At 66.3% G+C, this 26,627-nt stretch carries 21 protein-coding genes; 11 read left to right on the forward strand and 10 right to left on the reverse strand.

The window, feature by feature from the left end:
• Nucleotides 1–15 precede the first annotated feature (15 nt).
• Together BZY54_RS06890 and BZY54_RS06895 are read left to right on the forward strand one after the other, a co-directional pair.
• On the forward strand, nt 16–1,443 hold the full coding sequence (locus BZY54_RS06890; protein ID WP_086723650.1) for a non-oxidative hydroxyarylic acid decarboxylases subunit C: 1,428 nt from the start codon (nt 16–18) through the stop codon (nt 1,441–1,443).
• Between the two features lie 32 nt (nt 1,444–1,475).
• A complete protein-coding gene (locus BZY54_RS06895) occupies nt 1,476–1,715 on the forward strand; it encodes a non-oxidative hydroxyarylic acid decarboxylases subunit D (protein ID WP_086723651.1) in 240 nt (79 codons plus the stop codon).
• On the opposite strand, the gene BZY54_RS06900 is transcribed toward BZY54_RS06895, so the two are convergent.
• Nucleotides 1,634–1,957 carry a substrate-binding domain-containing protein gene (locus BZY54_RS06900; RefSeq protein WP_086723652.1) on the reverse strand — a complete coding sequence of 108 codons (324 nt, stop codon included), beginning with the start codon at nt 1,955–1,957 and terminating at the stop codon, nt 1,634–1,636. The two genes, BZY54_RS06895 and BZY54_RS06900, sit on opposite strands and share 82 nt — an antisense overlap.
• Nucleotides 1,958–2,178: 221 nt before the next feature.
• Between BZY54_RS06900 and BZY54_RS06905 the strand changes: the two genes are divergently transcribed.
• Nucleotides 2,179–3,681: a glycoside hydrolase family 5 protein gene (locus BZY54_RS06905; protein WP_086723653.1), complete on the forward strand. Its 1,503-nt coding sequence runs from the start codon at nt 2,179–2,181 to the stop codon at nt 3,679–3,681.
• A gap of 431 nt (nt 3,682–4,112) precedes the next feature.
• Here BZY54_RS06905 and BZY54_RS06910 read toward each other — a convergent pair whose 3' ends face one another.
• On the reverse strand, nt 4,113–4,757 hold the full coding sequence (locus BZY54_RS06910) for a FadR/GntR family transcriptional regulator (RefSeq protein ID WP_208640577.1): 645 nt from the start codon (nt 4,755–4,757) through the stop codon (nt 4,113–4,115).
• A gap of 179 nt (nt 4,758–4,936) precedes the next feature.
• On the opposite strand from BZY54_RS06910, the gene BZY54_RS06915 reads away from it, so the two are divergent.
• On the forward strand, nt 4,937–5,890 hold the full coding sequence (locus BZY54_RS06915; protein WP_086723655.1) for a fumarylacetoacetate hydrolase family protein: 954 nt from the start codon (nt 4,937–4,939) through the stop codon (nt 5,888–5,890).
• Between the two features lie 197 nt (nt 5,891–6,087).
• Here the strand turns inward: BZY54_RS06915 and BZY54_RS06920 are convergent, their stop codons facing one another.
• The 8 genes from BZY54_RS06920 to BZY54_RS06960 form a co-directional block, all read right to left on the reverse strand.
• Complete coding sequence (locus BZY54_RS06920) at nt 6,088–8,265, reverse strand: cytochrome P450 (protein ID WP_143668014.1); 2,178 nt, start codon at nt 8,263–8,265, stop codon at nt 6,088–6,090.
• A gap of 155 nt (nt 8,266–8,420) precedes the next feature.
• Nucleotides 8,421–9,920: an aldehyde dehydrogenase family protein gene (locus BZY54_RS06925; protein ID WP_086723657.1), complete on the reverse strand. Its 1,500-nt coding sequence runs from the start codon at nt 9,918–9,920 to the stop codon at nt 8,421–8,423.
• Between the two features lie 30 nt (nt 9,921–9,950).
• The gene (locus BZY54_RS06930; RefSeq protein WP_086723658.1) at nt 9,951–10,979 is read right to left on the reverse strand and encodes a zinc-dependent alcohol dehydrogenase family protein; all 1,029 of its coding nucleotides are present in this window, start codon (nt 10,977–10,979) and stop codon (nt 9,951–9,953) included.
• 279 nt (nt 10,980–11,258) lie between these two features.
• The gene (locus BZY54_RS06935; protein WP_086723659.1) at nt 11,259–12,692 is read right to left on the reverse strand and encodes an MFS transporter; all 1,434 of its coding nucleotides are present in this window, start codon (nt 12,690–12,692) and stop codon (nt 11,259–11,261) included.
• A 1,285-nt stretch (nt 12,693–13,977) separates the two neighbouring features.
• A complete protein-coding gene (locus BZY54_RS06945) occupies nt 13,978–14,757 on the reverse strand; it encodes an IclR family transcriptional regulator (RefSeq protein ID WP_086723661.1) in 780 nt (259 codons plus the stop codon).
• Nucleotides 14,758–15,012: 255 nt separating this feature from the next.
• Nucleotides 15,013–16,503: an NAD-dependent succinate-semialdehyde dehydrogenase gene (locus BZY54_RS06950; protein WP_208640578.1), complete on the reverse strand. Its 1,491-nt coding sequence runs from the start codon at nt 16,501–16,503 to the stop codon at nt 15,013–15,015.
• Complete coding sequence (locus BZY54_RS06955; protein WP_244217010.1) at nt 16,503–19,559, reverse strand: FAD-binding and (Fe-S)-binding domain-containing protein; 3,057 nt, start codon at nt 19,557–19,559, stop codon at nt 16,503–16,505. Before BZY54_RS06955 ends, BZY54_RS06950 begins: the two co-directional genes overlap by 1 nt.
• Nucleotides 19,560–19,643: 84 nt before the next feature.
• Nucleotides 19,644–20,480 carry a hypothetical protein gene (locus BZY54_RS06960; RefSeq protein WP_086723663.1) on the reverse strand — a complete coding sequence of 279 codons (837 nt, stop codon included), beginning with the start codon at nt 20,478–20,480 and terminating at the stop codon, nt 19,644–19,646.
• Nucleotides 20,481–20,807: 327 nt separating this feature from the next.
• On the opposite strand from BZY54_RS06960, the gene BZY54_RS06965 reads away from it, so the two are divergent.
• From BZY54_RS06965 to BZY54_RS06990, 7 genes are all read left to right on the forward strand, one after another.
• Complete coding sequence (locus BZY54_RS06965; RefSeq protein ID WP_086723664.1) at nt 20,808–21,626, forward strand: SDR family NAD(P)-dependent oxidoreductase; 819 nt, start codon at nt 20,808–20,810, stop codon at nt 21,624–21,626.
• A gap of 40 nt (nt 21,627–21,666) precedes the next feature.
• Nucleotides 21,667–23,118: an aldehyde dehydrogenase family protein gene (locus BZY54_RS06970; protein WP_086723665.1), complete on the forward strand. Its 1,452-nt coding sequence runs from the start codon at nt 21,667–21,669 to the stop codon at nt 23,116–23,118.
• A gap of 46 nt (nt 23,119–23,164) precedes the next feature.
• Nucleotides 23,165–23,956 (forward strand): HpcH/HpaI aldolase family protein, encoded by a 792-nt coding sequence (locus BZY54_RS06975; protein ID WP_086723669.1) that lies wholly within the window; start codon nt 23,165–23,167, stop codon nt 23,954–23,956.
• Nucleotides 23,957–23,984: 28 nt separating this feature from the next.
• Nucleotides 23,985–24,971, forward strand: coding sequence for a ketopantoate reductase family protein (locus tag BZY54_RS06980; protein ID WP_086723666.1), 987 nt, complete (start codon nt 23,985–23,987; stop codon nt 24,969–24,971).
• Nucleotides 24,972–25,198: 227 nt separating this feature from the next.
• Nucleotides 25,199–25,669 (forward strand): LysR family transcriptional regulator, encoded by a 471-nt coding sequence (locus BZY54_RS06985; protein WP_244217011.1) that lies wholly within the window; start codon nt 25,199–25,201, stop codon nt 25,667–25,669.
• 91 nt (nt 25,670–25,760) lie between these two features.
• Nucleotides 25,761–26,057: a helix-turn-helix domain-containing protein gene (locus tag BZY54_RS52130; RefSeq protein ID WP_208640579.1), complete on the forward strand. Its 297-nt coding sequence runs from the start codon at nt 25,761–25,763 to the stop codon at nt 26,055–26,057.
• On the forward strand, nt 26,036–26,627 hold a 592-nt coding region (locus BZY54_RS06990), incomplete at its 3' end, for an IS630 family transposase (protein WP_208640580.1). The genes BZY54_RS52130 and BZY54_RS06990, both read left to right, overlap by 22 nt.

Below are 26,627 nucleotides of genomic sequence, written 5' to 3' on the forward strand. Positions count from 1 at the left end.
CAAAGGAGTTCCCCCATGGCTTATGACGATCTGCGCAGCTTCCTCGACACCCTGGACAAGGAGGGGCAGCTGCTGCGCATCACCGACGAGGTGCTGCCCGAGCCCGATCTCGCGGCCGCCGCCAACGCGACGGGCCGCATCGGCGAGAACGCACCCGCTCTCTACTTCAACAATGTCAAGGGCTTCACCAACGCCCGGATCGCAATGAATGTGCACGGCTCCTGGGCCAACCACGCGCTCGCGCTCGGGCTGCCGAGGAACACCCCGGTCAAGGAGCAGGTGGAGGAGTTCGCGCGCCGCTGGGACGCCTTCCCCGTCGCGCCCGAGCGCCGCGAGGACGCGCCCTGGCGCGAGAACACCCAAGAGGGTGACGAGGTCGACCTCTTTTCGGTGCTCCCGTTGTTCCGTCTCAACGACGGCGACGGCGGCTTCTACCTCGACAAGGCCGCCGTCGTCTCCCGCGACCCGGACGATCCCGAGCACTTCGGCAAGCAGAACGTCGGCACGTACCGTATCCAGGTGATCGGCACCAACCGTCTCGCCTTTCAGCCGGTCCCCATGCACGACGTCGCCCAGCACCTGCGCAAGGCCGAGGAGAAGGGCGAGGACCTGCCCATCGCCATCACCCTCGGCAACGACCCGGTGATGGCGATCGTCGCCGGGATGCCGATGGCCTACGACCAGAGCGAGTACGAGATGGCCGGCGCGCTGCGCGGCGCGCCCGCCCCGATCGCCACCGCGCCGCTCACCGGCTTCGACGTACCGTGGGGCAGCGAGGTCGTCATCGAAGGCGTCATCGAGTCGCGTAAGCGGCAGATCGAGGGGCCTTTCGGCGAGTTCACCGGCCACTACTCGGGCGGGCGCCGCATGCCCGTCATTCGTGTCGACCGCGTCTCGTTCCGGACGAACCCGGTCTTCGAGTCGCTCTACCTCGGTATGCCGTGGACCGAATGCGACTATCTCGTCGGCCCCAACACGTGCGTGCCGCTGCTCAAGCAGCTGCGCGCCGAGTTCCCCGAGGTGAAGGCTGTCAACGCCATGTACACGCACGGCCTGATGGTGATCATCTCTACGGCCAAGCGGTACGGCGGCTTCGCCAAGGCCGTCGGCATGCGCGCCATGACCACACCGCACGGACTCGGCTACGTGTCCCAGGTGATCCTCGTCGACGAGGACGTGGACCCCTTCAATCTGCCGCAGGTCATGTGGGCCATGTCCGCCAAGGTCAACCCGAAGGACGACGTCGTCGTCATCCCCAACCTGTCCGTCCTGGAGCTCGCCCCGGCGGCTCAGCCCGCCGGCATCACCAGCAAGATGATCATCGACGCGACGACCCCGGTCTCGCCGGACGTCCGCGGCAACTTCTCCACGCCTGCCAAGGACCTGCCCGAGACCGCACAGTGGGCGGCCCGGCTGCAGAGCATGCTCGCGAACCGTGCCTGAAGGACCTCCCCGATCTCTTGAAAGGAAAACCCATGAGCAATCTGCCTGCTGAGTGCCCCCGCTGCGCCTTCGAGACGGTCGCCCGGCTCGCCACCTCACCCGTCCCCGGGGTGTGGGACGTGCTCCAGTGCGGCCGCTGCCTGTACACCTGGCGCACGACCGAGCCCGCCCGCCGTACCCGGCGTGAGGCCTACCCCGAGAACTTCAAGCTGACGCCGGCCGACATCGCGAACGCGATCGAAGTGCCGGAGGTACCGCCGCTCCTCAAGTAACGCCAGCGCTGCCGACGCACTACCAGGCGCGTCGACAGGTCTGTCCGCGTCGCTGCCGGCTGCTCACCCGTCATCAGACGGACGAGCAGCCACAGCACGATGGGAGCCATCTCCGCCGGCGGCTGACAGACCGCGGTCAGCGGTGGGGCTGCCCAGTGGGCCTCAGGCAGGTCGGCGAAACCGACGACGCTCATGTCGCCCGGGAAGAAGAGCGCCTTCTCGCCGGGTGCCGATGCCGCCATCCACTACCGGACGCGGGGGGCCCCACCCCGTTGGAGGGCTACTCGAAACGACTTCGGACTGCAGATGGCGGGTGCGGTCTTCATGGTCGCCCCCGTCCTCGTCGTCTTCATCGCCTTCCAGCGCTACGTCGTCCAGGGCTTCACCACGTCCGGCCTGAAGTGACCGACTTGAGGCAACCCGTCTTCGCTCGCGGGCCGCCCGTCCCTCCAGGAGTACACCCATGGCACTCTCTCTCCTCCGCCGCGACGGCCGACAGATCGTCGACGCCACTGGTCAGCCGATAGTGTTGCGCGGCGTCGGTCTCGGCAACTGGGTGTTGCCCGAGGGCTACATGTGGCATTTCGGCGACACCTCGGCCAGCCCGCGCCAGATCGAGGCACTCATCACCGACCTCATCGGTGAAGCCGCCGCACAGGAGTTCTGGCGTCGTTTCCGCGATACCTACATCACCGAGCACGACGTCGCCGCCATCGTCGCCCACGGCTACAACTCCATCCGGCTGCCCCTCAACTGGCGCATTCTGATGACCGAGGAAGGGCAGTGGATCGAGGACGGCTTCGCGCTGCTCTCTCGCACGGTCGAGGCCTGCCGCCGCCACGACCTCTACGTCGTCCTCGATCTGCACGGCGCACCCGGCGGCCAGACCGGCACCAACATCGACGACTCCGCCGGCTGGCCCGACCTGTTCACCGATCCCCGCAACCGGCAACTCACCGTCCGTCTCTGGCAGGAGCTCGCCCGGCGCCACCGCGACGACCCCGTCATCGCCGGATACGACCTGCTCAACGAACCGCTTCCAGGTGACCACCGGGACCGCTACCGCGATGACCTGGTCCGGCTCTACCAAGACCTGATCACCGCCATCCGGGCGGTCGACTCCGATCACCTCGTCATCCTCGAAGGCATGCACTGGTCCAACGACTGGAGCATCTTGACCGAGCTCTGGGACGACCAGGTCGTGTTCCAGTTCCACAAGTACTGGAACGCGCCCGACACCGACAGCATCCGCGAATACCTAGAGGTTCGCGATCGCCTCGACGTCCCCATCTGGCTCGGCGAGAGCGGCGAGAATCACCTCGCCTGGTTTCAGGGAACCTTCGGGATGTGCGACGACCTCGGCATCGGCTGGAACTTCTGGCAGTGGAAGAAACTCGGTACCCGGGTCTCCCCTCTTTCCATCCGCGTCCCGGACGACTGGCACCTCATCCAGTCGGCGGCCAACGGCGGCGACCGTCCTGACCTCGAGACCGCCACCAAGATCCTGACCCAGTACCTAGACAACATCGCCTACCACGCCTGCGAGCAGCACCCGCAAGTCGTCCAAGCGATGATGCGCCGTGCCCCCTGCGCCTGTATGCCGCGCACTTCCCGGCCGGCGGGGAAGGGGTTTCCTGGCATGCGACCCGACGTGACACCGGACTGCGCGGATTCCGCGAGACAGAAGGCGTCACCATCGGCTTCGCCGACCGGGAACGCACAGGCGAGGCCGCCTTCCCCGCTACCGGGGAACCTCACCCGCACCCCACGGACGCACTCGACATACGGCTCACGGCGGGTGAGTGGGTCGCCTACCGCTTCGAGGTACGCGACACCGCCGACCTTGCCGCCACCGTCCTCGGGGCAGCTTCCCCCGATGCCCGGGTGCGCCTCTCCCTCGACGGCGCCGACCTCCCCCCGGACCCCTCCGCCATCGGCCACGCCGCCACCGCTCTCGGCCCCGTAGCGGGGGGCGCCCACACCCTCACTCTCGCGGTCGAGAAGGGCTCGGTCCAGATAGGCGCGATCGACCTCACCCGGTGTTCCTGACCGGCTGTGGCAGGCCGAGCCCCCACGCCTTCAGGAGCGTGCCAGTGGATGCACAAGCGAAGGAGCCCGGCGGAGGGGACACCTGTAGGGCGCCTGGAAGAGAACGCCGTTTCACGCGCGACGCGCGCGTCGAGACTCTCACGGTGGCGATATCGGACCTTGGCGTATTGACCACCCGATCGCAACTTCGGGCAGCCGTACTTCGTCGAGTCCGTCATCTGCATCATCGGCCTGGCGATCTCTACTCGCTCAAGACCCCAGTCGACCCAGCCGGAAAGGCGGCCAGGCGCCCCGGGCCCGCAACCAGTGAAGTAATTGAGCATGAAGCGCGGAAGGTACACCGGCGTGTTAGAGGTGGTCGCCGAGGAGGACCCGACGGACGTGGTGGAGGTGGTCGCGCATAGCGTCGCGGGCGCCTTGCGGATCCCGTTCGCGGACCGCAGCGACGATCTGCTCATGTTCGGTGCAGTAGCAGCGGTGGCGTTCGGGATTGAAGCTGCGACGCTTCAGGCCGCCCCAGATGGGCTGGCGGCGAGCGTTGATGAGCAGCGAACTGACGCCGATCAGGACACTGTTGTGGGTGGCCACTGAGAAGCTGTGGTGCAGGGCAGTGTCCCAGCGTTCGAACTCTTCCGAGCTGGACGCCTGCTCTCCGCCGTGCAGGCAGCGTTCCATTTCCTCGAGGTCCGCCCCGGTTGCAGAAGCGACGGCGAGTGACATCAGCTCCGGTTCCAGTACCAGGCGTGAGGCCATGATCTCCGCGGGGCTGGGCTGGTGGGAGACACCATCGAGGAGGGTGGTCTCGTTGGGGGCCACGAACGTGCCGCGGCCGACGTGACGGAGCACGATTCCGCGGCTCTCCAGGTCCTGCAGCGCGGCGCGGACCGCGGCGCGGCCGACCCCGATGGCTGCAGCCAGGTCCCGTTCGGTCGGCAGGCGGTCGCCGGGCTTGAGGCCGCCGGTGGTGATGATCTCTTCCAGGTGCTTGAGCACGGTGGCGGCGGGGCCGACAGCGTCCATCTTCACTCCCTCCCATGACCAATCAGAACCAATATTAGTGGTTCGATCGCCAACGGGAGAGCGGTTGAGTGTTGACGTGCCTTAAACGCCGAACCTAGTCTCACCTATATGGACCGATACCCAATATTGGTTCGGATTGGTCAGGAGGTACGGTGCGGTTCGCGAGGATTGAGAGCAAGGACGGCGTGCGGGTGTGCGCGGTCGACGAACACGGAACAGGCCGCGAGGTGCGATTCCCCGACGCCGACGCTCCCATCAGCGACCTGCGGCAGATCATCGACGCGGGCCCCGAGGCCGCAGGACGCCTGGAGATCGGGAGCCGGCCCGTCGACGGGCAACTGCTGGCCCCCCTGGTCCCGACCCGAAACATCTTCTGCGTAGGACGTAACTACACCGAGCACGCGGCGGAGTTCGCGAAGAGCGGCTTCGACGCGACCGGCTCCCCCAACGGCGAGCATGTGCCGGAGTACCCCGTCGTCTTCACCAAGCCCGCGGCGTCCGTGATCGCCTCCGGCGACGTGGTCGACCCACACACCGACATCACGTCCGCGCTGGACTACGAGGGCGAGATCGCCTTCATCATCGGGCAGCGCGCCTCGAAGGTCAGCCGAGACGAAGCGATGTACTGCGTGTGGGGCTACACCCTCATCAACGACATCACCGCCCGTGACCTGCAGCGTGACCACAAGCAGTGGTTCATTGGCAAGTCCCTGGATACCTTCTGCCCGATGGGGCCGTGGGCCGTGACAGCTGACGAGATCGACATCCATGATCTGCAGCTGCAGACCCGTGTAAACAGCGAACTGCGCCAGGACGCCAACACCTCCCAGCTGATCTTCGACGTGGCAACCATCGTCGAGAGCCTCTCGGCCGGCATCACATTGGAGCCCGGAGACATCATCGCCACCGGCACCCCGGTTGGTGTCGGCATCGGCTTCGACCCACCCAAGTACCTGGCCATCGGCGACCAGGTTGTCGTCTCCGCCCCAGGGCTGGGCGAGCTGACCAACACCATCGGCCCAGTGGCCGACCGCGATCACCTGCAGCCCGCCGCCGACGCCGCGCTGTTCGATGACGACAGCGGTCCGAGCAGCCTCTCGGCGTGAATGACCTTCCGGGTTCATCGTGGGGCTGGCTGGGAAGCGCTGCTGCCGGCACGCGCCGGCGTCAGGAATTCGTAGTCGGACGGACACACACCATGAGGTCGACACGTCTGGGCTGCTGACGACACGGACACCGCAGCCAGGGGCTTGTGAGGCGCCTGGCCGGCCGCAGAGCCGGCCAGGCGCACGTGGTCCGGGGGCTACAGGTCGAGAATGAGATGATCGGTCATCGACTTCGAGACACAGGGCGCCATCAGGGTGTTGGACTCCCGCTCCTTGGGAGAGAGGAATGAATCACGGTGATCCGGCACTCCCTCCAGCACGGTGGACAGGCAGGAGCCGCAGGTGCCCTCGAAACAGGCTGCTGGGATGGTCACGCCTGCCTCTGCACATGCGTCGATGATGGACTGTCCGGGCTGTACCGGCACCTCGACGTTCGAACGCTTGAGGCGCACCGTGAAAGCCTCATAGGAGCCCTCTGCCGCGCGGCGTGCGCCAGGCTTCGGGGCGAACCACTCGGTGTGGAACTCTCGTTGCGCTCGATTGGCGGCTTCCTCGACGCCCACGAGAAAACTCTGGGAACCGCAGGCGTAGATCGCCGCTTGAGGATCCGTCTGCGCGATCAGGGCATCGAGGTCGGGACGGCCATGCTCGGACGTGATGTGGATCTTCGCCTCATCGTGCTGCTCGAGTAGGTCGAGATAGGCCAGTTGCGCCCGCGTTCGTCCCACATAGTCCAAGCGCCAAGGCACACCACCCGACTGCGCCTCTTCGATCATCGCCAGGATGGGAGTGATGCCGATACCGCTGGCGAAAAAGTGGTAGCGCTCGGCAGCCTCCATCTTGAAGTTGTTGCGTGGCCAGCGGACTCCGATCTGATCGCCGGCCTTGAGCGTGTGGATCGCCGCTGAACCGCCACGCCCGTTTTCCTCGCGCAACACCGCGATGCGCCAGACACTCATGTCTGACGGGCCGTTGATCAGCGAGTAGGAGCGAATGACGTCACCAGGCAGGACCACATCGACATGAGCGCCGGCTGTCCACTCGGGAAGCTGAGCATCGGTGTTGGCGCGAAGTTCGAGTTCGATCGTGCGGTCGGCCACCGATCGAACCTTGGTCACCTTCATGGCCACTTGCTTGTAACCGTTGCGAATGACGGTACCGGTCAAGTCCAGTGAGCGGGCTACAAAGCGTACGGGCAGCTTCGAGGGGCCAAGATGAGTCCACGTGCTCCACTCGGGGTCACCGGCCAACTGGAAGTCATCCGTCATCGAGAGAAGCTCTTCGACCGCGATCCGGAGCTGCTCACGTGCGAGTGTGGCGCCAATGCACCGATGGCCTCCGTACCCGAAGGCGATATGAGGATTCGGCTTGCGGTCAAAGTCGACTTCACTCGCGTTCTCGAACTTTCGTTCGTCGCGATTCGCCGCCGACACCATCAGGCCGACCCTCGATCCCTTGGGAACGACTCGGCCCTCGATCTCGACTTCCCGGGTCGTCTTGCGGCCGACGAGGCGCACGGGAGTCCACACGCGCAGCATCTCCTCGATCGCCTGAGGAATCAGCTTCGGTTCGCCCCGAAGACGCTTCTGGTCCTGGGGCGTTGTCGCAAGATGACGGATGATGCTGCCGAGCATGTTGGTCGTGGTCCCATGTCCAGCTTGCAGGAACAGCCGGATCGTGCCCGCGATGTCGTCATCTGAAAGCTTCCGGCCATCGACCTCTTCGTGGATCATGGCACTGATGAGGTCGTTCGGATCATAGGGCGTCTTCTTGCGCGCCTCCAAGACCTTGTAGATGTAGTCATAGATTTCATCGTTCGCGGCCTTGTGCGTCGCACTATCGCCTGCCGCGCCGGCGTCGATGATCCGATTTACGGTCGTCTTGATGTGCTCGGCGTCTTCTACCGAGATGCCCAGGAAAATGCACTGGACCTGAATGGGCATGTGGAACGTGAACGATGCCACGGCGTCGACTTCACCGAGCGATACACACCGTCCGATCAGGTCCCGCGCGGTGCGACGGATCACCGGTTCTATGCGACGGATGTACTCAGGGGCGAAGAAGCGATTCAGTAGGTCCCGGTAGGCGGTGTGCAAGGGCGGATCCACCTCTGCCGGTGCCCGAGGAGGACGGTCCGGGCTTGTGGCATCGGGGATGGGCGTCTTCTGTGCGCTGGTGAACGTTTGCCAGTCCAACGCCGCTTCCGTCACGTCCTTGAACCGTGTCAGCGCGTAGAAGCCCCCGAACCTGTCGCTATAGGCAACCGGACAGCCGTCTTGGAGGCGGGCGTAGACCTCCGTGGGGTCAGCGTGATTCTCCGGGGCAAGCGGATCCCAGTCTTCGGACGGGTTCGACATAGGGCAGCGCTCGGGCACGAAACTCACCTCTCTGTATGTCTTCTCTCAGGGCCATGGATGGGGGGATCTGGTCGACGCGTCGCGGGAGTCGTCCGCACCGATGCGGCGGGTCGGCGCCCCGAAAACGACGTTCACGGGACCTTCCAAGGCGCACGTCACTCCGCCCCTCATGCTCACAGCTGCATGTAGACGCTCTTGGTGTACAGGTAAGTGTCCATGTGTGCAGCACTCCCCTTTGAGCCGTATCCACTCAGCTTCGTTCCACCGAAGCCGACCAGCGGATCGATGTAGCCGTAGCAGTTCACCCACATCGTGCCTGTATGTACGCCGTGTACCACCCGAAGAGCAGTGGACAGGTTCTGGGACCACACCGCTCCCCCGAGACCGTATTCGCTGTCATTGGCGATGGCGATGGCCTCGTCAACATCGTCGAACGGCAAAATCGACAGAACTGGCCCGAAGATCTCTTCACGAGCAATCCGCATCTTGTTCGTGACGCCCCCGAAGACGCTCGGCTGCACAAAGTATCCGTTCTCGAGCTCACCCCCGATCCGTTGGCCGCCGCGGAGTAGTTCGGCTCCTTCCTCTCGGCCGATATCAATGTAGGACAGCACCTTGTCCAACTGGGGTTGGGAGATGACCGGGCCCAACGTTACGGCAGCGTCCAGGCTATGCCCGACACGCAGCGTGTCCATGAACGCCAGCAGTCGGTCGGTGAACTCATCGACGATGGGCCGCTGGACCAGCACCCGAGTGCCGGCGAAACAGATCTGACCGGAGTTGGCGAAAACCCCCATCGCGGCTCCCGGGACCGCCTTGTCCAGGTCCGCGTCCGAGCACACGATGTCCGCCGACTTGCCGCCCAGTTCCAGCTGCAGCTTTTTGATGTTCACTGTGGACGCCTGAATGATACTGCGGCCGGTCTGAGTGGACCCGGTGAAAGCGATGCGGTCGACGTCCGGGTGGGCAGCGAGTGCGTGACCGGCCTCCTTGCCGAGGCCGGTGACGACATTGATGACCCCCGCCGGCATTCCGGCTTCATGCAGAATCTCGGCCACTCGCAGCACCGAGAGAGAGGCGTCCTCGGACGGCTTCAGCACGGCGGTGCACCCACTGGCGAGAACAGCACCGATGATCCAGAACTGACTGTTGAGCGGACCGTTCCAGGGGATGATTCCGCCGATGACCCCGACCGGGGCCTTCAGCGTCATCGTGGTGACGTTGCCGGGGATGCCGTTCATCAGTGTCTCGCCGGCGATGTTGGCTGCCTGAGAGGCGAAGAACGACACCATCTTCATCAAGGCCGGCTTGGTGCTTCGCAACCTCGAGACAGGGGCGCCCATGTCCATGGCCTCGATCTGGATCAGCTCTTCGAACCTCTCGTCGAGGAACTGGGCAATGCGCGTCAGCAACGCTTGACGTTCGTATGGAGTCCAGGTGCTCCACGGACCGTTGAACGCCCTGCGTGCAGCCAGGACCGCACGATCGACGTCGGCCTGGTCGCCGGCAGCCAGCCTCGCCACTGTCTCACCGGTCGATGGATTGACGGTGATCAGTGTTTGCCCCGACTCGGCCGGGACGTTCTGGCCGTCGATGACGAGCTGGTGCACGTCCCGGGACAAAAAGACCTGGGCCTGCTCGCACAGAGCGAAATTCTGCTGGGATGTGGTCACTGGTTCCCTTTCACCTGACCTTCGGCTCTGTCAATCGAAAATGAAGACGCCCTTGCCGATCTGTCGCCGATCGAACAGGTCGTAGGCCCGCTCCGCCTCTTCCAGCCGGAACTCATGGGTGAACAGTGACTCCACGTCCAGGCCACGCTCGGCCACGAAGAGCGCGCACTCCTCCTGCAGGTTCTTACTGAAGGTGAGCGAGCCCACTACGGTCTTCTGCAACTGGATGAGCTCCTCGCTGTCCAGCTCGATCTTGCCGAAGACCCCCACCATGCACGCGGTCCCCCAGCGCCGGAGCGCCTGGACCGCCTGACGACGCACAGTCGCGTTGGCGCTGCATTCGATGGACTTGTCTGCGCCTTCGCCGTTGCGCGTCAGTTCACGAACAGCGACCACGGGGTCCTGTTCCCGTGCGTCGACAACGTAGTCGGCGCCGAACTTCTCGGCCATCGCCAGCCGCGAGGGCTCGACGTCGACGGCGATGACCCGAGCACCGAAGGCCTTGGCCAGCATGGTGCAGCTCAGGCCCACAGGCCCTTGTCCGAAGATCGCCACAGTCTCGTCGGCGGACAGACCGACCCTCTTGATGGCTCCGAAGGCCGTCCCGGTACCACAGGAGATGGCCGCGCCGGTCTTGAAGGAAAGCGAGTCGGGCAACCTGATGAGCGTGTGCGCGGGGACCTTCATGAAGTCCGCGTGTCCGCCATCGCCGTCCAGCCCGCCGTATACCGTGCGGGCATTCGGACAGTACTGCGTCCAGCCTGAACGGCAGTACTGGCAGGTACGGCACCCGTCGTAGTGGTGCACCATGACCCGGTCTCCGGGCTTGGCCTCACTGGGTCGCACGGCGTCACCGACTAGCTCGACGACTCCACACGGTTCATGCCCTTCGATCACCAGCTCAGATCCGCTGCGCAGCGGGCCGTGGAGGTGATTGAGGTCGCTCCCGCACATGCCGGAGGCCTTCATCCGAATGACCACCTCGTCCGGCCCAGGCACCGGGTCGGGGTATTCACGGATATCGATCTTGTCTTCGCCCAGGAAGAGAACAGCTTTCATGTCAACGATCCTTGATGGTCAGGAGGTGGACGGCGCCGACGACGCCGCGCGTGTGATGGCCGACAGCGCAGCGTTCGCGCCGAGGCGACCGTCCTGCGGCCGAATGCGAGGGCAGCCGTTCCGGCAGCTCACGGCGTCCGCTGACGACGGAAGCACCGGGTGGGCCCCTCGCAGAGTCACCGGATTCGCCAGCCGGGCCGGCAAGCCGGCCCGGCTGGCCCCAGACGTGGTCGGCGGACAGGTTCAGGTGTGCGAGCCAGACTGCCGAACAGCGCGAGATCAGCCCGAGAGTGATGGACCGGGAGACGCATCCACCTCTCGCTGCATCTCATGCACGGCGCTCGGTCCGCGCGGGGCATCATCGGTGTCGCCGCCCGGGATGATCTGTTCCAACGCCTCACGAGACGTGTCCACACGGACGACGCCGTAAAGCAGGGTTACGGCGATGTACATGCCCGAGACGGCCAGGATCACGCCGACGATGCCATAGTGCGTGAACAGCCACAGGACGACGAAGGGGGAGAAGATCAAGCTGACGCGCCCGACCGTCTGGGCAAAGCCGCTGCCACGGAAGCGGAAAGCGGTTGGGAAGAACTCCGGGGCCGTACCCGAACACATGATCAGGAACGACGCTGCCATGGCGACGAGGATGAAGCCGACGGCGATGATCAGCGCAGGCTCTCGCGTGAACGGATAGATGCCGGCAAAGATCGCCGAAAGCGTACCCAGCATCATGATGCTGCGCCGCCGTCCGATACGGTCGGTGATGAACATGATCAGCAGTGGTCCCGCAACATAGCCGGACATGATGGCGGCGTTGAACCCAAGAGACTTCGAAACGGTCATGCCCTGCTTCACGAAGAACGTGGGCATCCAGCCGGTCACGGCGTAGGAACCGATCAGGCAGGTGACAGTCAAGAACAGAGCCATCAACGTCCGCCGAATGACAGAGCGCGAGAACAGCACCGTGATCGGCACCCACTCGGCCTTCTCGTCCGCCTGATGCGCCACCGGAGTCGGGGCGACCACCTGGCTCGCGACGCCGGACTCCCGCTCGATCCTCTGGAGAATGGCCTCGGCCTGCTCATACCGCCCGCGCGACTCCAACCAACGCGGGGACTCCGGCATACCCCTGCGCAGCCACCAGGCGATCAGTGAGCCCAGCCCCCCGATGACGAACATCCCACGCCAGGACCACGCCGGAATGACCACCCAGCCGAGGAGCGAGGACAGCGAGACGCCGAGCCCGGCAAAGACTCCGAGCAGAGCCAGGTATCGGCCGCGATGACGCGACGGAATGAACTCGGTGATCATGCCCCAGCATATGACGTACTCAGCCCCCATTCCGACACTCATCACGCCTCGCAGGGCGATGAGCACCTGCATCGACGGTGCCAGCGCGGCACACAGAGCGAGGATCCCGAAGAGCGCCAGGCTGAACTGGAAGGCGAAGGAGCGCCCGACCCGATCGCTCAGCCAGCCGGCGAAGGCCGCTCCGATCGCAAGGCCGGCGAACGTAACCGACAGGAAGAGCGAGTTCAGCTCGAGGGTCGAGAAGCCGGTGGGCAGCATCGAGGCCAGCACCCCGGCCGAGAGCGTGTTGTCGAACGAGTCGAAGAACATGCCGAGACCGACCAGCAGCGCCAGGCGCCGGTGAAACTTGCTGATCGGAACATTGTCGAGCCTCAGGCCCGCATTGATGTGCGTGTTCATCAGCCGATGCCTCCCAGTCGCGAGGGCCCCGAGGCGTGGCAGGAACCGGTTGAGGCCGGGGGCCTGCCGGCCAGGCTGAGGGTACGGGTTACGCACGGATTCGGTCGGCGTTGTCCGGTCATGCGTCTTAACCTTCGGCTCGGTGTTCGATGCTCAACGGCGGGAACACGACGGTGTATTGGTGAACCGCTCCTGCTCGCGGGCGGACCGTCCCGGTCCAGATGAACTGCCGCGCGCCTTGACACGTGGGCGCGATGTGCCGGCGATTCAACAGCGACGGTGCACAGCTCCCCAACAGCGGTGCTTGAAGATATCCTGCATTATGAGACTTCGTCAATGGTTGGGAGTCTGCTGTGCGCCACTGTCGGCCTCGATCGAATTGCTCAATGGCGTCACGAACACTCAGCCTGCAACCGAGGGGCGTTGCTTGGCTGGGCACGTACAGTTTCGGCCGGCTGCACTGATGTGCGGCTCCTCCACGGGTTCCAACCAGACGCCGAGCACCTGAGCGAACTGCGGACAGTGCCGCAGCTGGGGGGCCTGCCGTTCGCGCCGAGAGACTGTGGATGCACCACTCGGGCCTGCCACACCCGCGCGCGGTGAACGGTGAGGCGGCTCAGGTCGCGACATTAAACATCCGCCATGCCGGGATCAGGTGGGCGATCTCCCGGTAGGACACCGGGCAACGCCTTGGACGGTGTCGCTCATGTGCTCGCGATCGCCGAGATGGCGATCCAGGGCTCGCCGGCTCTTCAAATGGGTGGTGATGCGCTCGACCCGGATGCGACGCGAGGAGTGCGTTGTCGCCCGTATACCGGTCCGGCGCCCGGCCAGCTCTGGTGTGACTGACAGCATCGGTGATGTCAGCCCAGCCCATGGGCTTGGCCAGTCCTGGCAGAACAGCAGGTAGCGGCCCTGGCCTGTGACCCTCATGGGCTTGGCCGCATTCTCTGCGCCCTTGTCTTGCGAGGCCCATGTCCCGGTCTTGCGGCCGGCACCGAGCACCGGAGGCGGATCTCGGCACCGTGGATGATCTCGGTCTGCCACCGGAGCCGAGTTGTTCAACGCCCTGGGCCGGAGTCCGCAGCCGCACACCCAGAGCGACCGACCCCGAGCCACAGCCCGCACCTCGCGGGTGGCGTCGCCACGAGCCGATCAACGAACACCAGGAGATGCTTCGCCTCGGCGCCTGCAGGAGTTCCCTCGGCATGGAGGCCGTCGCCGGCCAGCGAAATACGAGGCGTGGTGCAGGTCAGGCGCCAGCCATCCCGCGCCTGCGGGTGTATCAGCTGCCCTGCGCCTCCTTCAGGCGTTCCGATATGGTCTTTGCTGCCTGCTTCACGGCGAGCACCGCATGCTCAACCGCGACGTCGCGCCGCTCGTTCTCATCCCAGGCGACACCCACGCTGCCCAGGGCTGTCTTCTGATCAGTGAGAATGGGTGCCGCAACACTGTAAACGCCGGGGTTGAACTCTCCGACGGTAAGGGCATAGCCGTCCTTCTTCATCTCCCCCAGCGTCGCGCGGAAGGCACTCCACGTACTGCCCAGCCCAGCCTTCTCAATTTCCTCGCGCTGACGCGCGTAGACAGCTTTCAGGCGGTGATGAGGGAGATGGGCCAGGATGACCTTCGACACCGCCCCCTGAAACAGCGGGCGCCGCTGCCCACGGCTGAACCGATTCTCCGGGCTCGACGGAGCGCGGCATTCGCCGACGCACAAGACCGCATCACGAAACGCGGTGCACAGCAGTGCCGAGTGCCCGATCCTGTCCACCAGGCCCTCAAGTACGCCATGGCTGGCCAGCAGCAGCGGATCCGTCAGGCGAATCTGCAGGTCCATCTCGATGATCCGCGGACCGAGGGTGTAATAGCCGTTGCGCACCGCGTTGAGCAGTCCCGCCTCGTGCAGGGTCTTGATGTAGCGGTATCCCGTGGACCTGGAGGTCTCCAGAGCCTCGAGGATGGCGGCCGTTGACCATACGGGCTCTGCTTCGCTGAACAGCTCCAGGATGTGGAGCATCTTGGCCAGGCTCGCGTTGCCCTGAGTCGCTGTCACTGTCACCATGGAAAGATATCCCGCTATTTGGGATATAGTCAACGTCCGAAGTGTGATCTACACCGACACTTCCACGACAGCGGTTTGCTCGGTGGCCCCGATAAAGGGAACCCATGCTAGTCCCCCGCTGCATGGGAATCCACCGGTGCGAGTCAGGTGTGATTGCTCTGGGCAGCACGGGGCTCCCCGTAGGGCCTGAGCAGAGCCGAATGCCCCGCTCAGGCCGTGAGGATCAAGCTCGGCCTTTCAGCCGCAGCCGGTAGATCACACCCGCGGGACCGCCATGTACTTGTACTCGAGGAACTCTTCGATGCCCACGCGGCCACCCTCGCGTCCCAGGCCCGAGGCCTTGATTCCGCCGAACGGGGCAGCAGGGTTGGACACGATGCCCGTGTTCAGGCCGACCATTCCGACCTCCAAGGCCTCCCCCACCCTAAAGCCCCTGTCCACGTCCTGGGTGAACAGGTAGCCCGCCAGCCCCCACGGGGTGTCGTTGGCCATGCGGACGGCCTCCTCCTCCGTGTCGAACGGAACGATGGGAGCCACCGGACCGAAGATCTCCTCGGTCATGAGGTCCGCCTCCGCCGAGACGTCCGAGAGAACAGTGGGTGAATAGAAGTACCCCGGACGGTCGGGCCGGTTCCCACCGCAGATGACCTTCGCACCCTTGTCGACGGCGTCGTCGACGAGCTCCTGGACCTTCCGCAGGGCCTTCTCCTCCACGAGCGGGCCGACCTCGGTGCCCGGCTCGGCGCCGTCGCCGACCGACATCGAGCCCAGCCGTACGGCGAGACGGCGAGCAAACTCCTCCGCGACGGGCCGCTGGACGAAGATCCGGTTCGCGGCCGTGCAGGCCTCCCCCATGTTGCGCATCTTGGCCGCGACCGCCCCTTCGACAGCTCGGTCCAGGTCGGCGTCCTCGAAAACGATGAAGGGGGCGTTGCCGCCGAGCTCCATCGACGAGCGCATGACGTGCTGGGACGCCTGCTCGAGCAGGCGGACACCCACCGCGGTCGAACCCGTGAAACTGATCTTGCGGGCGATGCCGCTCGACATCCACGGCGAGACCACCGCGGACGCCCTGGTCGTGCACACGACGTTGAGGACGCCCGCGGGGAGCCCCGCCTCGACCAGGATGTCCACGAGCGCCAGGGAAGAGAGCGGGGTGAGGTTGGCCGGCTTGAACACGATCGTGCAGCCGGCCGCGATAGCCGGCCCGATCTTGCGTGTGCCCATGGCGAGCGGGAAGTTCCACGGCGTGACGAGAACACAGGGGCCGACGGGTTCACGCGAGACGAGGATGCGGTTCTTCCCGTCGCCCGTTGTCGTGAGGTCGCCGCCGATGCGGACGGCTTCTTCGGAGAACCAGCGGAAGAACTCGGCGGCGTACGCGACCTCGCCCTTGGCCTCGGCGAGCGGCTTGCCCATTTCCGTGGTCATGATGAGGGCGAGTTCGTCCTGTCGCGCCATGATGAGGTCGTAGGCGCGGCGCAGAATCTCGCCGCGCTCGCGGGGAGCTGTCCTGGCCCACTCCTTCTGCACGCGGCCTGCGGTCTCGATGGCTCGCAGGGCGTCCTCGGGGCCTCCGTCGGCGACGGTCGCGATGACTTCTTCGGTCGCCGGATTGACGACGTCGAAGCGGGCACCGGACGCGGCCTCGCCCCACTGCCCGTTGATGAAGGTGCCTGTGCTGATCTTGGCGATGGCCTCGCGTGCTCGCTGTGAGGCGCGGAGGTCGCTGGCACTGGTGGTCATCAGATTTCCTCTGTTTCCTTGGTGTGGCGGTCTCTGGTGGTGGAAGTCGGGCCGGCGGCCATTGCCTTGCCCGGGTCGAGGACTTGGGCCAGGTGCAGGCCGGGTCTCGTGTGATCGAGCTGGTCCACCTGCCTGGCGCACGAGAAGCCGTCGGTCAGCACCGCAACGTCGTGGTCGGTGGCCCTGAGCGCGGGGGCGAGTGCGTTCTCGGCGACCTGCATGCTCACGTCATAGTGGTCGGCTTCAAAGCCGAAGTTCCCGGCCACGCCGCAGCAGCCGTTCGCGTCGACGATGTCGCGCACGCCGGCCGCTTTGAGCGCCACCCTCTGGGCTGCGGCTCCGAAGACCGAGTACTCGTGGCAGTGCGTCTGGAGCACAGCCTGCTCCGGCGCCGACCTCGCCGGGGACGGCACCCAGCCCGCGGACGCCCGATCGGCGACGTGCGTGGCGAAGCTGCGCACGCGTGCTGCGACGCGCTTGGCCTGCTCCGTGTGGACCAGTTCGGGCAGATCCTTGCGGAGCGCGGCCGCGCAGCTCGGCTCGACGACGACGATCGGCCGGTCGGTGCCGTCGTCGAGCACGTTCGCGGCCTTGGAGAGCAGCCGCTTCGCGGTCCCGAGCTGGCCCGTGGAGATCCATGTCAGGCCGCAGCAGGCGTCGGCAGAGCATTCGACGGCGTTGCCGGCGTCCGCGAGGACGCGCGCCGCCGCACCGGCGACCTCGGGCCGGAAGCCACGCGTGAAGGTGTCCACGAACAGAACCACCGAGTCCTCTTCGACGGCCGCGCCCACGGCTCCGACGCCGGCGTCGGCTATCTCGCGCCGCCACTGCCCCGCGTCGGCGAACCGTGGAAGTGCGCGCTTCGTGGTGAGCCCGCCCGCAGCTGCAACGACCTTGCCCAACGGGGTCGCGAGGACCGCGTTGACGATGCGGGAGAGGCGTCCTGTCAGTTTGAGCCACCGCGGGAGCCAGCCGAGTGAGAAGTGCGAGAGCGGGCGGATGCGGCCACGGTAGTAATGGTTGAGGAACTCCGACTTGTACGTGGCCATGTCCACACCTGCCGGGCAGTCGGTCGAGCAGGCCTTGCACGCCAGGCACAGGTCCAGCACCTCCCGGACCTCCTCGGACCGCCAGCCCTCCTCGACCGTGTGCGCTCCGCGGACCATGTCCTGCAGGACGCGGGCACGGCCTCGCGTCGAGTCCTTCTCGTCGTGCGTGGCGCGGTAGCTCGGGCACATCACCCCGCCGCTGTCGGCGCGGCACCGGCCCACGCCAATGCAGCCCTGGACGGCGTGGACCCACGGGTCCGTCCCGGCGGACGCCGCCGGATGCAGGTCGAAGCTCGTACGCCATTCGCGCTCCGGCACGCCCGCGAGGGCGAGGTGGGCGTCCATGGGGTCGGGATCCGTCATGGAGCCCGGATTCAGGATGCCTGCGGGGTCCCACAGACGACGGCACTCCGAGAAGGCGTTGATCATCTCGGGTGAGTACATGAGGGGCAGGAGCTCGGACCGCGCGCGGCCGTCGCCGTGCTCGCCGGACAGCGATCCGCCGTGCCGGACGACGAGTTCCGCGGCTCGGTGAGTGAACGCGCGGAAGACCTCGCGGCCGTCTTCGCTCCGCAGGTCGTAGGTGATGCGGATGTGCATGCAGCCGGCACCGAAATGCCCGTACATGACCCCGGTGAGCTTGTACTCGGCCAGGAGTTCGCGGAGGTCCGCCAGGTAGTCGGCGAGCCGCTCGGGCGCGACCGCCGAGTCCTCCCAGCCTGGCCACGACTCTCCGCCGGACGCGAGACGGGAGGACAGCCCGGCGCCGTCTTCTCGGACGCGCCAGAGGGAAGCGCGTTCCGCCGGGTCCGCGGCCGCACGGCCTTGCACGAGCCGCCCGTTCTCCGCCAACCGCGCGAGCAGCCGGTCCGCCTGAGCGCGCACTGACCTCGGGTCGTCGCCGTCGAGGTCCACGAAGAGCCACGCCCGCCCATCGGGCAGGCCCAAGACGGAATCGGGTCCGCGCCGATGCCGCATGGTCGCGACGATGGCCTCGTCGGTGCCCTCGACGGCAGCCGGCGAGAACTCGAGGATCGCCGGGATGTCGCGGGCGGCGGCCACGACGTCCTCGTAGCCGAGGCAGACGAGCAGCGCGGCCGCCGGCTTCGGCACGAGCTTCATACGGGCGCCGACGACCAGGGCCAGTGTCCCCTCGGAGCCAACGACGGCGCGGGCGATGTTGAACTTCCTTTCCGGCAGGAGATTTTCGAGGTGGTAGCCGGAGACCTGCCGGGGAATGCGGCCGAGCTCGAGACGCAGAGGGCTCAGGTTGTCCTGTGCGAGCCGATCCAGCGACACCGTGAGGGCCTGCGCTCGGGCGACTGAGAACGAGTCGGCGGGATCGGTGGCCCGCAGTCCTGTCTCGGTCGCGGTCAGCCGCGCGCCGTCGGACGTTACGAGGTCGAGCTCAGCCACGTGGTCGGAGGTGCGGCCGTAGCGCACGGAGTGGTTTCCGCATGCGTCGTTGCCGATCGCTCCACCGACCGTGGCGCGGTTCTTGGACGAAGGGTCGGGCGCGAACGTGCAGCGGCCCCCGGTGGCACGTTCCACCTCGCGCGACAGCGTCGCGAGGACGACGCCGGGTTCCACGTCGACCGTCCGGGCGTCCTCGTCGATGGCGAGGACATGATCCATGTGCCTTGAGAAGTCCAGGACGAGCCCCGGGCCGACGGCATTGCCGGCCATGGACGTTCCACCGCCCCGGGCGGTGATCGCGGTGCCGCTCGCCCGGCACGCCGCGACAGCGGCCACGACGTCGTCGACGGTGCGGGGGAACGCGACCGCGACTGGTTCGACTCGGTAGTTGGAGGCGTCGTAGGAATACTCGGAACGCCGCCGCGGGGACGCGTCCACCGGCACCCCTGCCGCCGTGAGCTTCCGGAGCAACGCCGTCGCCCGCTCCCGCGCCTCCATGACGGCACCGTCATCGGCGTCCGCCCCGTCGACGAGGATGCCTTGTCGCGGCAGTTCTGATTCAGGCAACGGACGGCCTGTGGAATCGGTCATGGGCACGAGCTCTTTCTAGGGAAGGCAGGCAGCAGCCGGTGCGCACCACGGGGCCGTATGGGCCCCGTGGTGCGCAGTGCCGGTTCAGAACGTGTGCAGCACCACACGCAGGAATTCGGTCGGTTCGACGGCCTCGACCGGCACCGGCCCCTCATTGGCGAGGAATTCGTACCCGGTCTCGGGGCCGTATTCCTCACCGCCTGCCGACACCCTGCCGTTGATCTGGAACAGGATCTCGATGGACGGGAACTGCCCCGCCTGGTACACCGCGCCGCTGTCCAGACGCAGGAACCCGATCCTCAGGTCGCGTTCCGTGAAGCTGCCCAGCCACTTCTCACAGACGCCCGAGTCGTCCTTCTGCCAGTCGTAGGCCTCCGGGTTCATCGCGATGACATCGGTGTACCGCGGAGTCGCGAACTCGAGCTTGCCGCCTGTGGCGTGCTCGAAGATCGCCTCCGAACCGTCCTTGGTCTGGGAAACACCGTTGGCGTCCGTGTAGTGGTACAGGCCCTTCTTGAACTCACCAGCCTTGGCCAGCTCGGCGTTCACCGCCTCACGCTGGGCGACGCTCAGGTACCCGGCGCCGCTCGCGCCACCGCACTGCAGGACCATGGTCCGAAGTCCCTCGGGGCGCTCCTGGGGGCCGTAGTGGACGCTCTCGGGGAAGTACCCCACCCACCCTTCCTCCAGCACGTCGTTCTCGGTGTAGGGCAGCCGGCCTTTGATGACGTAGCGGATCTGGTCGAAGTTGTGCCGGTGACGAGGGGTCCGCCAACCACCGCCACCCGTGAGACCCATGTTGAGGTCGTAGTTGTTGGGCGAGCCGTCTTCGCCGACCAGCAGATGTTTCTGGTCGAGCGTTCCCTCACGCATGGTTCCGACTCGTTCGCTGTCGGTGTCGGATGCCTTGCTTACACGCATCTCTGCTCCTTCACACAATCGCTGTCATCCCGCGGCGAGAGCCGATGGACTGTGGCGTCCGGCCCGCCCGCAGGCGTCCTGCGTCGACGCAGACGCCGACCGCTGCCATTGACGATATCCCATAATGCGGGATACTGTTCAAGTGTTAGCAGGGACCGCCTCCCGTTGCCCCAGGGATGACGCGCAAGGGTCCGAAACGACCCCCGCATCCGCCCGCGGTGATTGGAGAGGGCCAGGTGAGGCGCGAGTGCAGGCGACCACGACAGCGCTGCCCGTCCACCCACTGCCTGCACGCCCACCACGAAGCGCGATGCACGAGGACCGACGATGACGACGACACCCCTGACTCACATCCCGCATGACTCCGGCGTGCCGGCGTCGGCACGGGACTTCAGCGTCGAAGGGCGGGTGGTCATCGTCACCGGCGCCGCCCAAGGCATCGGCCGCGAACTGGCGCGCCAGTTCGCCGCGGCGGGAGCCGTTGCCGTGGTCGCCGACCTCGACATCGACAAGGCGGACACGGTCGTCAAGGAGATTCAGGACGCCGGTGGAGTCGGTCTGGCCGTCAGGGTGAACGTGGCCGACGAGTCGTCCGTCATGGCGATGGTCGACTCCGTCATCGAGCACTGGGGTCGGGTCGATGTCCTGATCAACAACGCGTCGATCTTCGCGACCATCGAGAAGGGTCCGTTCGACGAGATCCCGCTGGAGCAGTGGGAGCAGGTGCTGAAGGTCAACGTCACCGGCAGCTACCTGTGCGTGCGGGCGGTGGCGTCCCACATGCGCGCGGCGGGCTTCGGCCGCATCATCAACGTCTCCTCCGACGCGGTGACCCGCGGCGTCGGCAACTACCTCCACTACGTCACCTCCAAGGCCGCAGTGATCGGCATGACCAACTCTCTGGCGCGCGAGCTGGGCAGCCACGGGATCACCGTCAACTGCGTGCGGCCCGGCATGGTCACCACGGAAGTCGAGCGCGACCAGCCCGCCGAGGCCCGTGCACGCGCGGCGTCGCTGCAGTGCATCCCGCGAAACATGGTCCCTACCGACCTGGTCGGAATCATGCTCTTCCTGGCCACACCGGCGTCCGCGTTCATCACCGGCCAGACCATCGCCTGCGACGGCGGCTACACCCACAGCAGTTGATACACCCGACAAGCCACAGCAGTCTGAGGAGACCTCGCACATGAGGCAGTACCCGCACCTCTACATCGACGGTCGATGGACTGACCCGATCGAGCCGCACGAACTGGAGCTCGTGGACCCCACCCGCGAGGAGCCCTTCGCCCGGGTGGCTCTGGGGAGCGCTGCGGATGCGGACCGCGCGGTCGCTGCGGCCCGACACGCCTTCGAAAGCTTCTCCACCACATCGGTCGACGACCGGATCGCGTTGATCGACCGCGTCATCGACGTGTACGAGTCGCACATCGACGACTTCTCCGAACTGATTGCGCGCGAGGTCGGCATTCCCATCAGCAACCGCGCTCAGGTCACGGGCCCGGCCGAACACATGAGGGTGGCCCGCGAGATCCTGCGCGAGTACCCCTTCGAGTCGCGTATGGGCAGCGCCATCGTCCGGCGCGAGCCGATCGGCGTCTGTGCGCTGATCTCACCGTGGAACTGGCCGGTCCAGACAGGCGTGATCAAGGTCATCTATGCTCTGGCCGCCGGGTGCACGGTGGTCGCCAAGCCCAGTCTCAACTCCGCTGCGAGCGGCGCGCTCCTGGCCCAGGTGCTGCACGAGGCCGAAGTGCCACCCGGCGTGTTCAACCTGGTCAATGGCAGGGGCCGCGAGGTGGGCGACGCACTGTCCCACCACCCGAACGTGGACATGATCTCCTTCACCGGGTCCACCGCCGCCGGCAAGCAGGTAGGGGCCGCCGCGGCAGGTACCGTGAAGCGTGTCTGCCTCGAACTGGGCGGAAAGTCGGCCAACATCGTGCTGCCCGACGCCGACCTCGAACGGGCCGCGCGCTGGAACATCCAGCGCTGCTTCTTCAATGCAGGCCAGTCCTGCCATGCCCCCAGCCGCATGCTGGTGCACGAGAGCCAGGTGGATCAGGTGGTGCCCTTCCTGGCCGACGAGGCACGCCGCTATCGCCTGGGTGACCCGCTGAACATAGCGACGACGATGGGTCCGGTCGTCAGCGCCGCCCAATTCAAATCGATCAGAGATCACATCCAGAGCGGTGTCGAACAGGGTGGCCAGCTCGTCACCGGTGGCCTCGAGCGCCCCGACGGTCTCGACCACGGCTATTTCGTACAGCCCACGGTGTTCACCGGAGTCACACCCGACATGACGATCGCCCGGGAAGAGGTCTTCGGCCCCGTCCTGGCCGTCCTGCCTTACCACGACGAGGACGAAGCCCTACACATCGCCAACGATTCCCCCTACGGTCTCGGAGGCTATGTCTTCGGTGGCGATCGGACGCATGCCCGCCGCGTGGCGAGCGGGCTGCGCGCCGGACGCATCAGCTTCAATGGCGCGCCCACGGACTCGTACACCCCCATGGGGGGTTACAAGCAGTCAGGCATCGGCCGCTCGATGGGCAGGTTCGGGCTCGAAGAATATCTCGAAGTCAAATCCGTCTACGGATTCGAGGACGAGGCGCAGGCACTGCCGACTCTGTTCGGCTGAGACACCCGAGTCGATCAGGAGCCCTCAGAACATGAACCCTCAGAACATGAGCAGCGAACCCACCCCGCTGCTGCGCAACCCCGTCAAGGAGAAACTGTCCAGGGGCGAGCCTGTGTACTCGATGACCGTCCGTCTCGTACGGACCGTCGACATCGCGTCCATCGCCCACACGGCAGGTTTCGACTCCGTCTACATCGACATGGAGCACAGCAGCTTCCCCCTGGAGGCCGCGGGGCAGATCTGCATGGCCTGCACTCATCTGGGTGTCACGCCCCTCGTGCGCGTCCCCGGCCTGGATCCGTTCTTCATCGCCAGGGTCATGGACGCCGGCGCCATGGGGATCGTCGTGCCCGGCGTGCAGTCCGCCGACGAAGCCCGCGCCGCGGTTCGCGCCGTGAAGCATGCACCCTTGGGTGAACGCTCCCTGGCGGGTGCGGCGCCCCAACTGCACTACCGGTCCCTCCCCGCCGACCAGACCGTCCGTGAGCTCGACCAGGCCTCCATGGTGGTGGCGATGATCGAATCCCGGGCCGGTCTGGATGCGGCGGACGCCATCGCCGCCGTGGATGGAGTGGACATCCTCCTCGTGGGTGCGAGCGACCTCAGCGGTGAACTGGGCTTCGCGGGGCAAGTGGACAACCCCGAAGTCCACAAGGCGTTTCTTCACGTCATCGATGTTTGCCAGGCACACGGCAAGACCGTTGGCATTGGCGGACTGGGTGGGCGGCCGGATCTCATCCGCCAATATCTGGAGCTCGGTGCCGGCTACGTCTCCACCGGCAACGACATCTCATTCCTCAGCGCCGCCGCGGCACAGAAGCGCCGGCAGTTCGTCTGATCGACATGTCTTGGAACAGGAAGCGCACATGAAGATCTGCGTGTACGGCGCAGGAGCCGTGGGCGGGCACATCGCCGGACGCCTCGCGGCAGCCCAGGCCGAGGTCTCGCTGATCGCTCGCGGTCAGCAGCTGGCCGCCATTCGACAGCACGGGCTGCGGGTGGAAACCCGTGACGGAGAGCTGGTTTCGCACCCGGCTGCCACAGACCGGCCCGGCGACCTGGGGCCTCAGGACATCGTCATCGTCGCGGTCAAGGCCCCCGCCCTGCCGGCCATCGCCGAGCACATCGGTTCTCTGCTCCACCACGACAGCCTGGTGCTGTTCGTCGTGAACGGCATTCCGTGGTGGTACTTCCACTCCCACGGCGGGGACTTGGACGGCACCCACCTTGAACGGCTGGACCCGGGACGGGTGTTGTGGGACCACGTCGGTCCGGACCGCACCGTGGGTGCCGTGGCCTACACCGCTTGCAGCGTGACCGGACCCGGGGTGATCCTCGCCGAGAATCCACGGAACCGCCTGGTCCTCGGACGCCCCGACGGCCGACCCGACGGGAGGCTCGACACCCTGGCATCGCTCCTCAACGCGAGTGGCCTGGAGGTCACCGTCACACCGAAGATCCGTGACGCAATCTGGGCCAAGCTGCTGATGAACCTGATCGGGGGCTCGCTGGCCGTCCTCAGCGCCTCGCCCATGAAGGACGTCCTCGACAAGCCCGCCGTCGCCGGCACCGCCAAGGCGATGGCGACGGAGGGCGCCGCCATCGCCCACTCCCTGGGCTGCGATCCGGGCGATCCCTACGAGGGCTTGGGCAAGCTGGCGAAGTCCAGCCACCTCCAGAGCATCGCGCAGGACCTGCGGGCGGGCCGGGCCATGGAGATCGACGCCATGTTCCGTGTACCCCTCGACCTGGCGGAACGGATGCAGGTCCCGACCCCCAACCTCGACCTGGTGATCGAACTGGCCACCCAGCGGGCCCGTGCCGCGGGCCAGTATCAAGACACCCGTGGGTAGTGATGTAGCCGGGACAAGGGTTGTCGCGTACGGACTGATCCCCCGCCACGCCGTCCTGGCGGCGGATCTCGCCGACTCCAGCGGCCAGCGGGCCCAGTACCAGGGCGGCCAGGGAGGGTGCCGGAGTACGTCGCTCCCTGATCACAGTGCCTCTACAGGCCCGCGGGGTAGTGCTCGGGGCTCGGCTGCGGCTAGGTCTGGCTTATCGCAGCAGCATGGGAGGCGGGATGGACGCCCGACAACTGCACTATTTCCTCGCCATCGTCGAGCACGGCGGCTTCAGCAAAGCGGCCGCCGCGCTCCACGTGGCGCAGCCGTCGTTGTCGCAGGCGATGGCCAATCTGGAGGCCGACCTCGGGGTGTCACTCTTCCATCGCGTGGGCCGCGGAGTAGTCCTCAGCAAGGCGGGCGCTGAACTTCTCGAACCGAGCCGCCGGGCGCTGCGAGACCTGGACGCGGTGCGCGACAGGGCCACCGCGCTCGCCGGGCTGGGAGGGGGAACGGTCGACGTGGCCGCCATGCCGTCACCGGGCATCGAACCCCTCACCACGTTGATCCACCATTTCACCCGGTTGCACCCGTCCGTCACGGTCGCCACCCGAGCGGCGTTCACCCCCGAGGAGACCCTAGACCTGGTCCGCAGCGGTGCCTGCGAACTGGGGCTGTTTGAGGTTCCCCCGGTGCACGGGAGTGGATGACTAGTGGCTTGTCACGCCGCCTTGGCCGGGTAATCGACCTGCTGCCCGTCGGTCAGCAGACTGTCCCCAAGATCTGATCTCGGAGGTGGTCGTGGGGCGTCGACCGAGTGTGTTCGTCCGGCCGGTGAGCGTGGAGGAGGGCAGGAAGCTGCAGCGGATCAGCCGGAGGGCGAAGGACCCGGTGAAACTACGCCGGGCGATCGTGGTGCTGATGTCCGCCCAGGGCCAGACGGTCCAGGACATCACTGTGCTGATGCAGGTCAGCGAGGACTACGTCCGCGATGTCATCCACGCCTTCAACGAGAGGGGGCTGGATGCACTGGACCCAAAATGGAGCGGGGGACGCCCCAAGACGATCAGTGACCGGTGCGCGAGCACATCTGCCTGATCGCCCGGACGTCCCCCGCCGACTGGAAGATCACGGCGTTCTCCACCTGGAGCCTGAGCAAGCTCGCTGACCACCTCATCAAACAGAAGGTGACCGCGGCCATCAGCCGGGAGACCCTGCGCCGGATCCTGCGCGCCGGCAAGATCTCCTGGAAGACCACCACCACGTGGAAGGCGTCCACCGACCCCGACTTCATCGCCACGATGCACCGCGTCCTGGCGCTGTACGACACCCCGCCCGCCGACGGGCGGGTGATATGCGTCGATGAGTTCGGGCCGCTGAACCTGATGCCCCGCAAGGGCAAGGCGTGGGGGCCGGTGAGGCGTCCGCGCAGGCTGCGGGCCACCTACAACCGCTACGGCGGCGTGCGGCAGATGCTCGCCGCCCTCGATCTGGCCACCGGCAAGCTGTACTACCGCATTCGCCCGCGCAAGCGGTGGCGCGAGTTCCTCGACCTCCTCAAGGCCCTGCGCGCCCGCTGGCCCGGTCAGAAGTTATATGTGGTGCTGGACAACTTCTCCCCGCACAAGCACGCCAAGGTCCGCACCTGGACGGCCGACAACGACATCG

The organism is Streptomyces carpinensis (genome assembly GCF_002154505.1).
GTDB lineage: Bacteria > Actinomycetota > Actinomycetes > Streptomycetales > Streptomycetaceae > Streptomyces > Streptomyces carpinensis.

Coding starts and splice junctions, on each gene's coding strand:
- BZY54_RS06955 (WP_244217010.1), bottom strand. CDS start 19,559: ATGACCGATTCCACAGGCCGTCCGTTGCCTGAATCAGAACTGCCGCGA.
- BZY54_RS06930 (WP_086723658.1), bottom strand. CDS start 10,979: ATGAAAGCTGTTCTCTTCCTGGGCGAAGACAAGATCGATATCCGTGAA.
- BZY54_RS06890 (WP_086723650.1), top strand. CDS start 16: ATGGCTTATGACGATCTGCGCAGCTTCCTCGACACCCTGGACAAGGAG.
- BZY54_RS06905 (WP_086723653.1), top strand. CDS start 2,179: ATGGCACTCTCTCTCCTCCGCCGCGACGGCCGACAGATCGTCGACGCC.
- BZY54_RS06970 (WP_086723665.1), top strand. CDS start 21,667: ATGAGGCAGTACCCGCACCTCTACATCGACGGTCGATGGACTGACCCG.
- BZY54_RS06980 (WP_086723666.1), top strand. CDS start 23,985: ATGAAGATCTGCGTGTACGGCGCAGGAGCCGTGGGCGGGCACATCGCC.
- BZY54_RS06960 (WP_086723663.1), bottom strand. CDS start 20,480: ATGCGTGTAAGCAAGGCATCCGACACCGACAGCGAACGAGTCGGAACC.
- BZY54_RS06945 (WP_086723661.1), bottom strand. CDS start 14,757: ATGGTGACAGTGACAGCGACTCAGGGCAACGCGAGCCTGGCCAAGATG.
- BZY54_RS06895 (WP_086723651.1), top strand. CDS start 1,476: ATGAGCAATCTGCCTGCTGAGTGCCCCCGCTGCGCCTTCGAGACGGTC.
- BZY54_RS06985 (WP_244217011.1), top strand. CDS start 25,199: ATGGACGCCCGACAACTGCACTATTTCCTCGCCATCGTCGAGCACGGC.
- BZY54_RS06975 (WP_086723669.1), top strand. CDS start 23,165: ATGAGCAGCGAACCCACCCCGCTGCTGCGCAACCCCGTCAAGGAGAAA.
- BZY54_RS06965 (WP_086723664.1), top strand. CDS start 20,808: ATGACGACGACACCCCTGACTCACATCCCGCATGACTCCGGCGTGCCG.
- BZY54_RS06935 (WP_086723659.1), bottom strand. CDS start 12,692: ATGAACACGCACATCAATGCGGGCCTGAGGCTCGACAATGTTCCGATC.
- BZY54_RS06950 (WP_208640578.1), bottom strand. CDS start 16,503: ATGACCACCAGTGCCAGCGACCTCCGCGCCTCACAGCGAGCACGCGAG.
- BZY54_RS06900 (WP_086723652.1), bottom strand. CDS start 1,957: ATGGCGGCATCGGCACCCGGCGAGAAGGCGCTCTTCTTCCCGGGCGAC.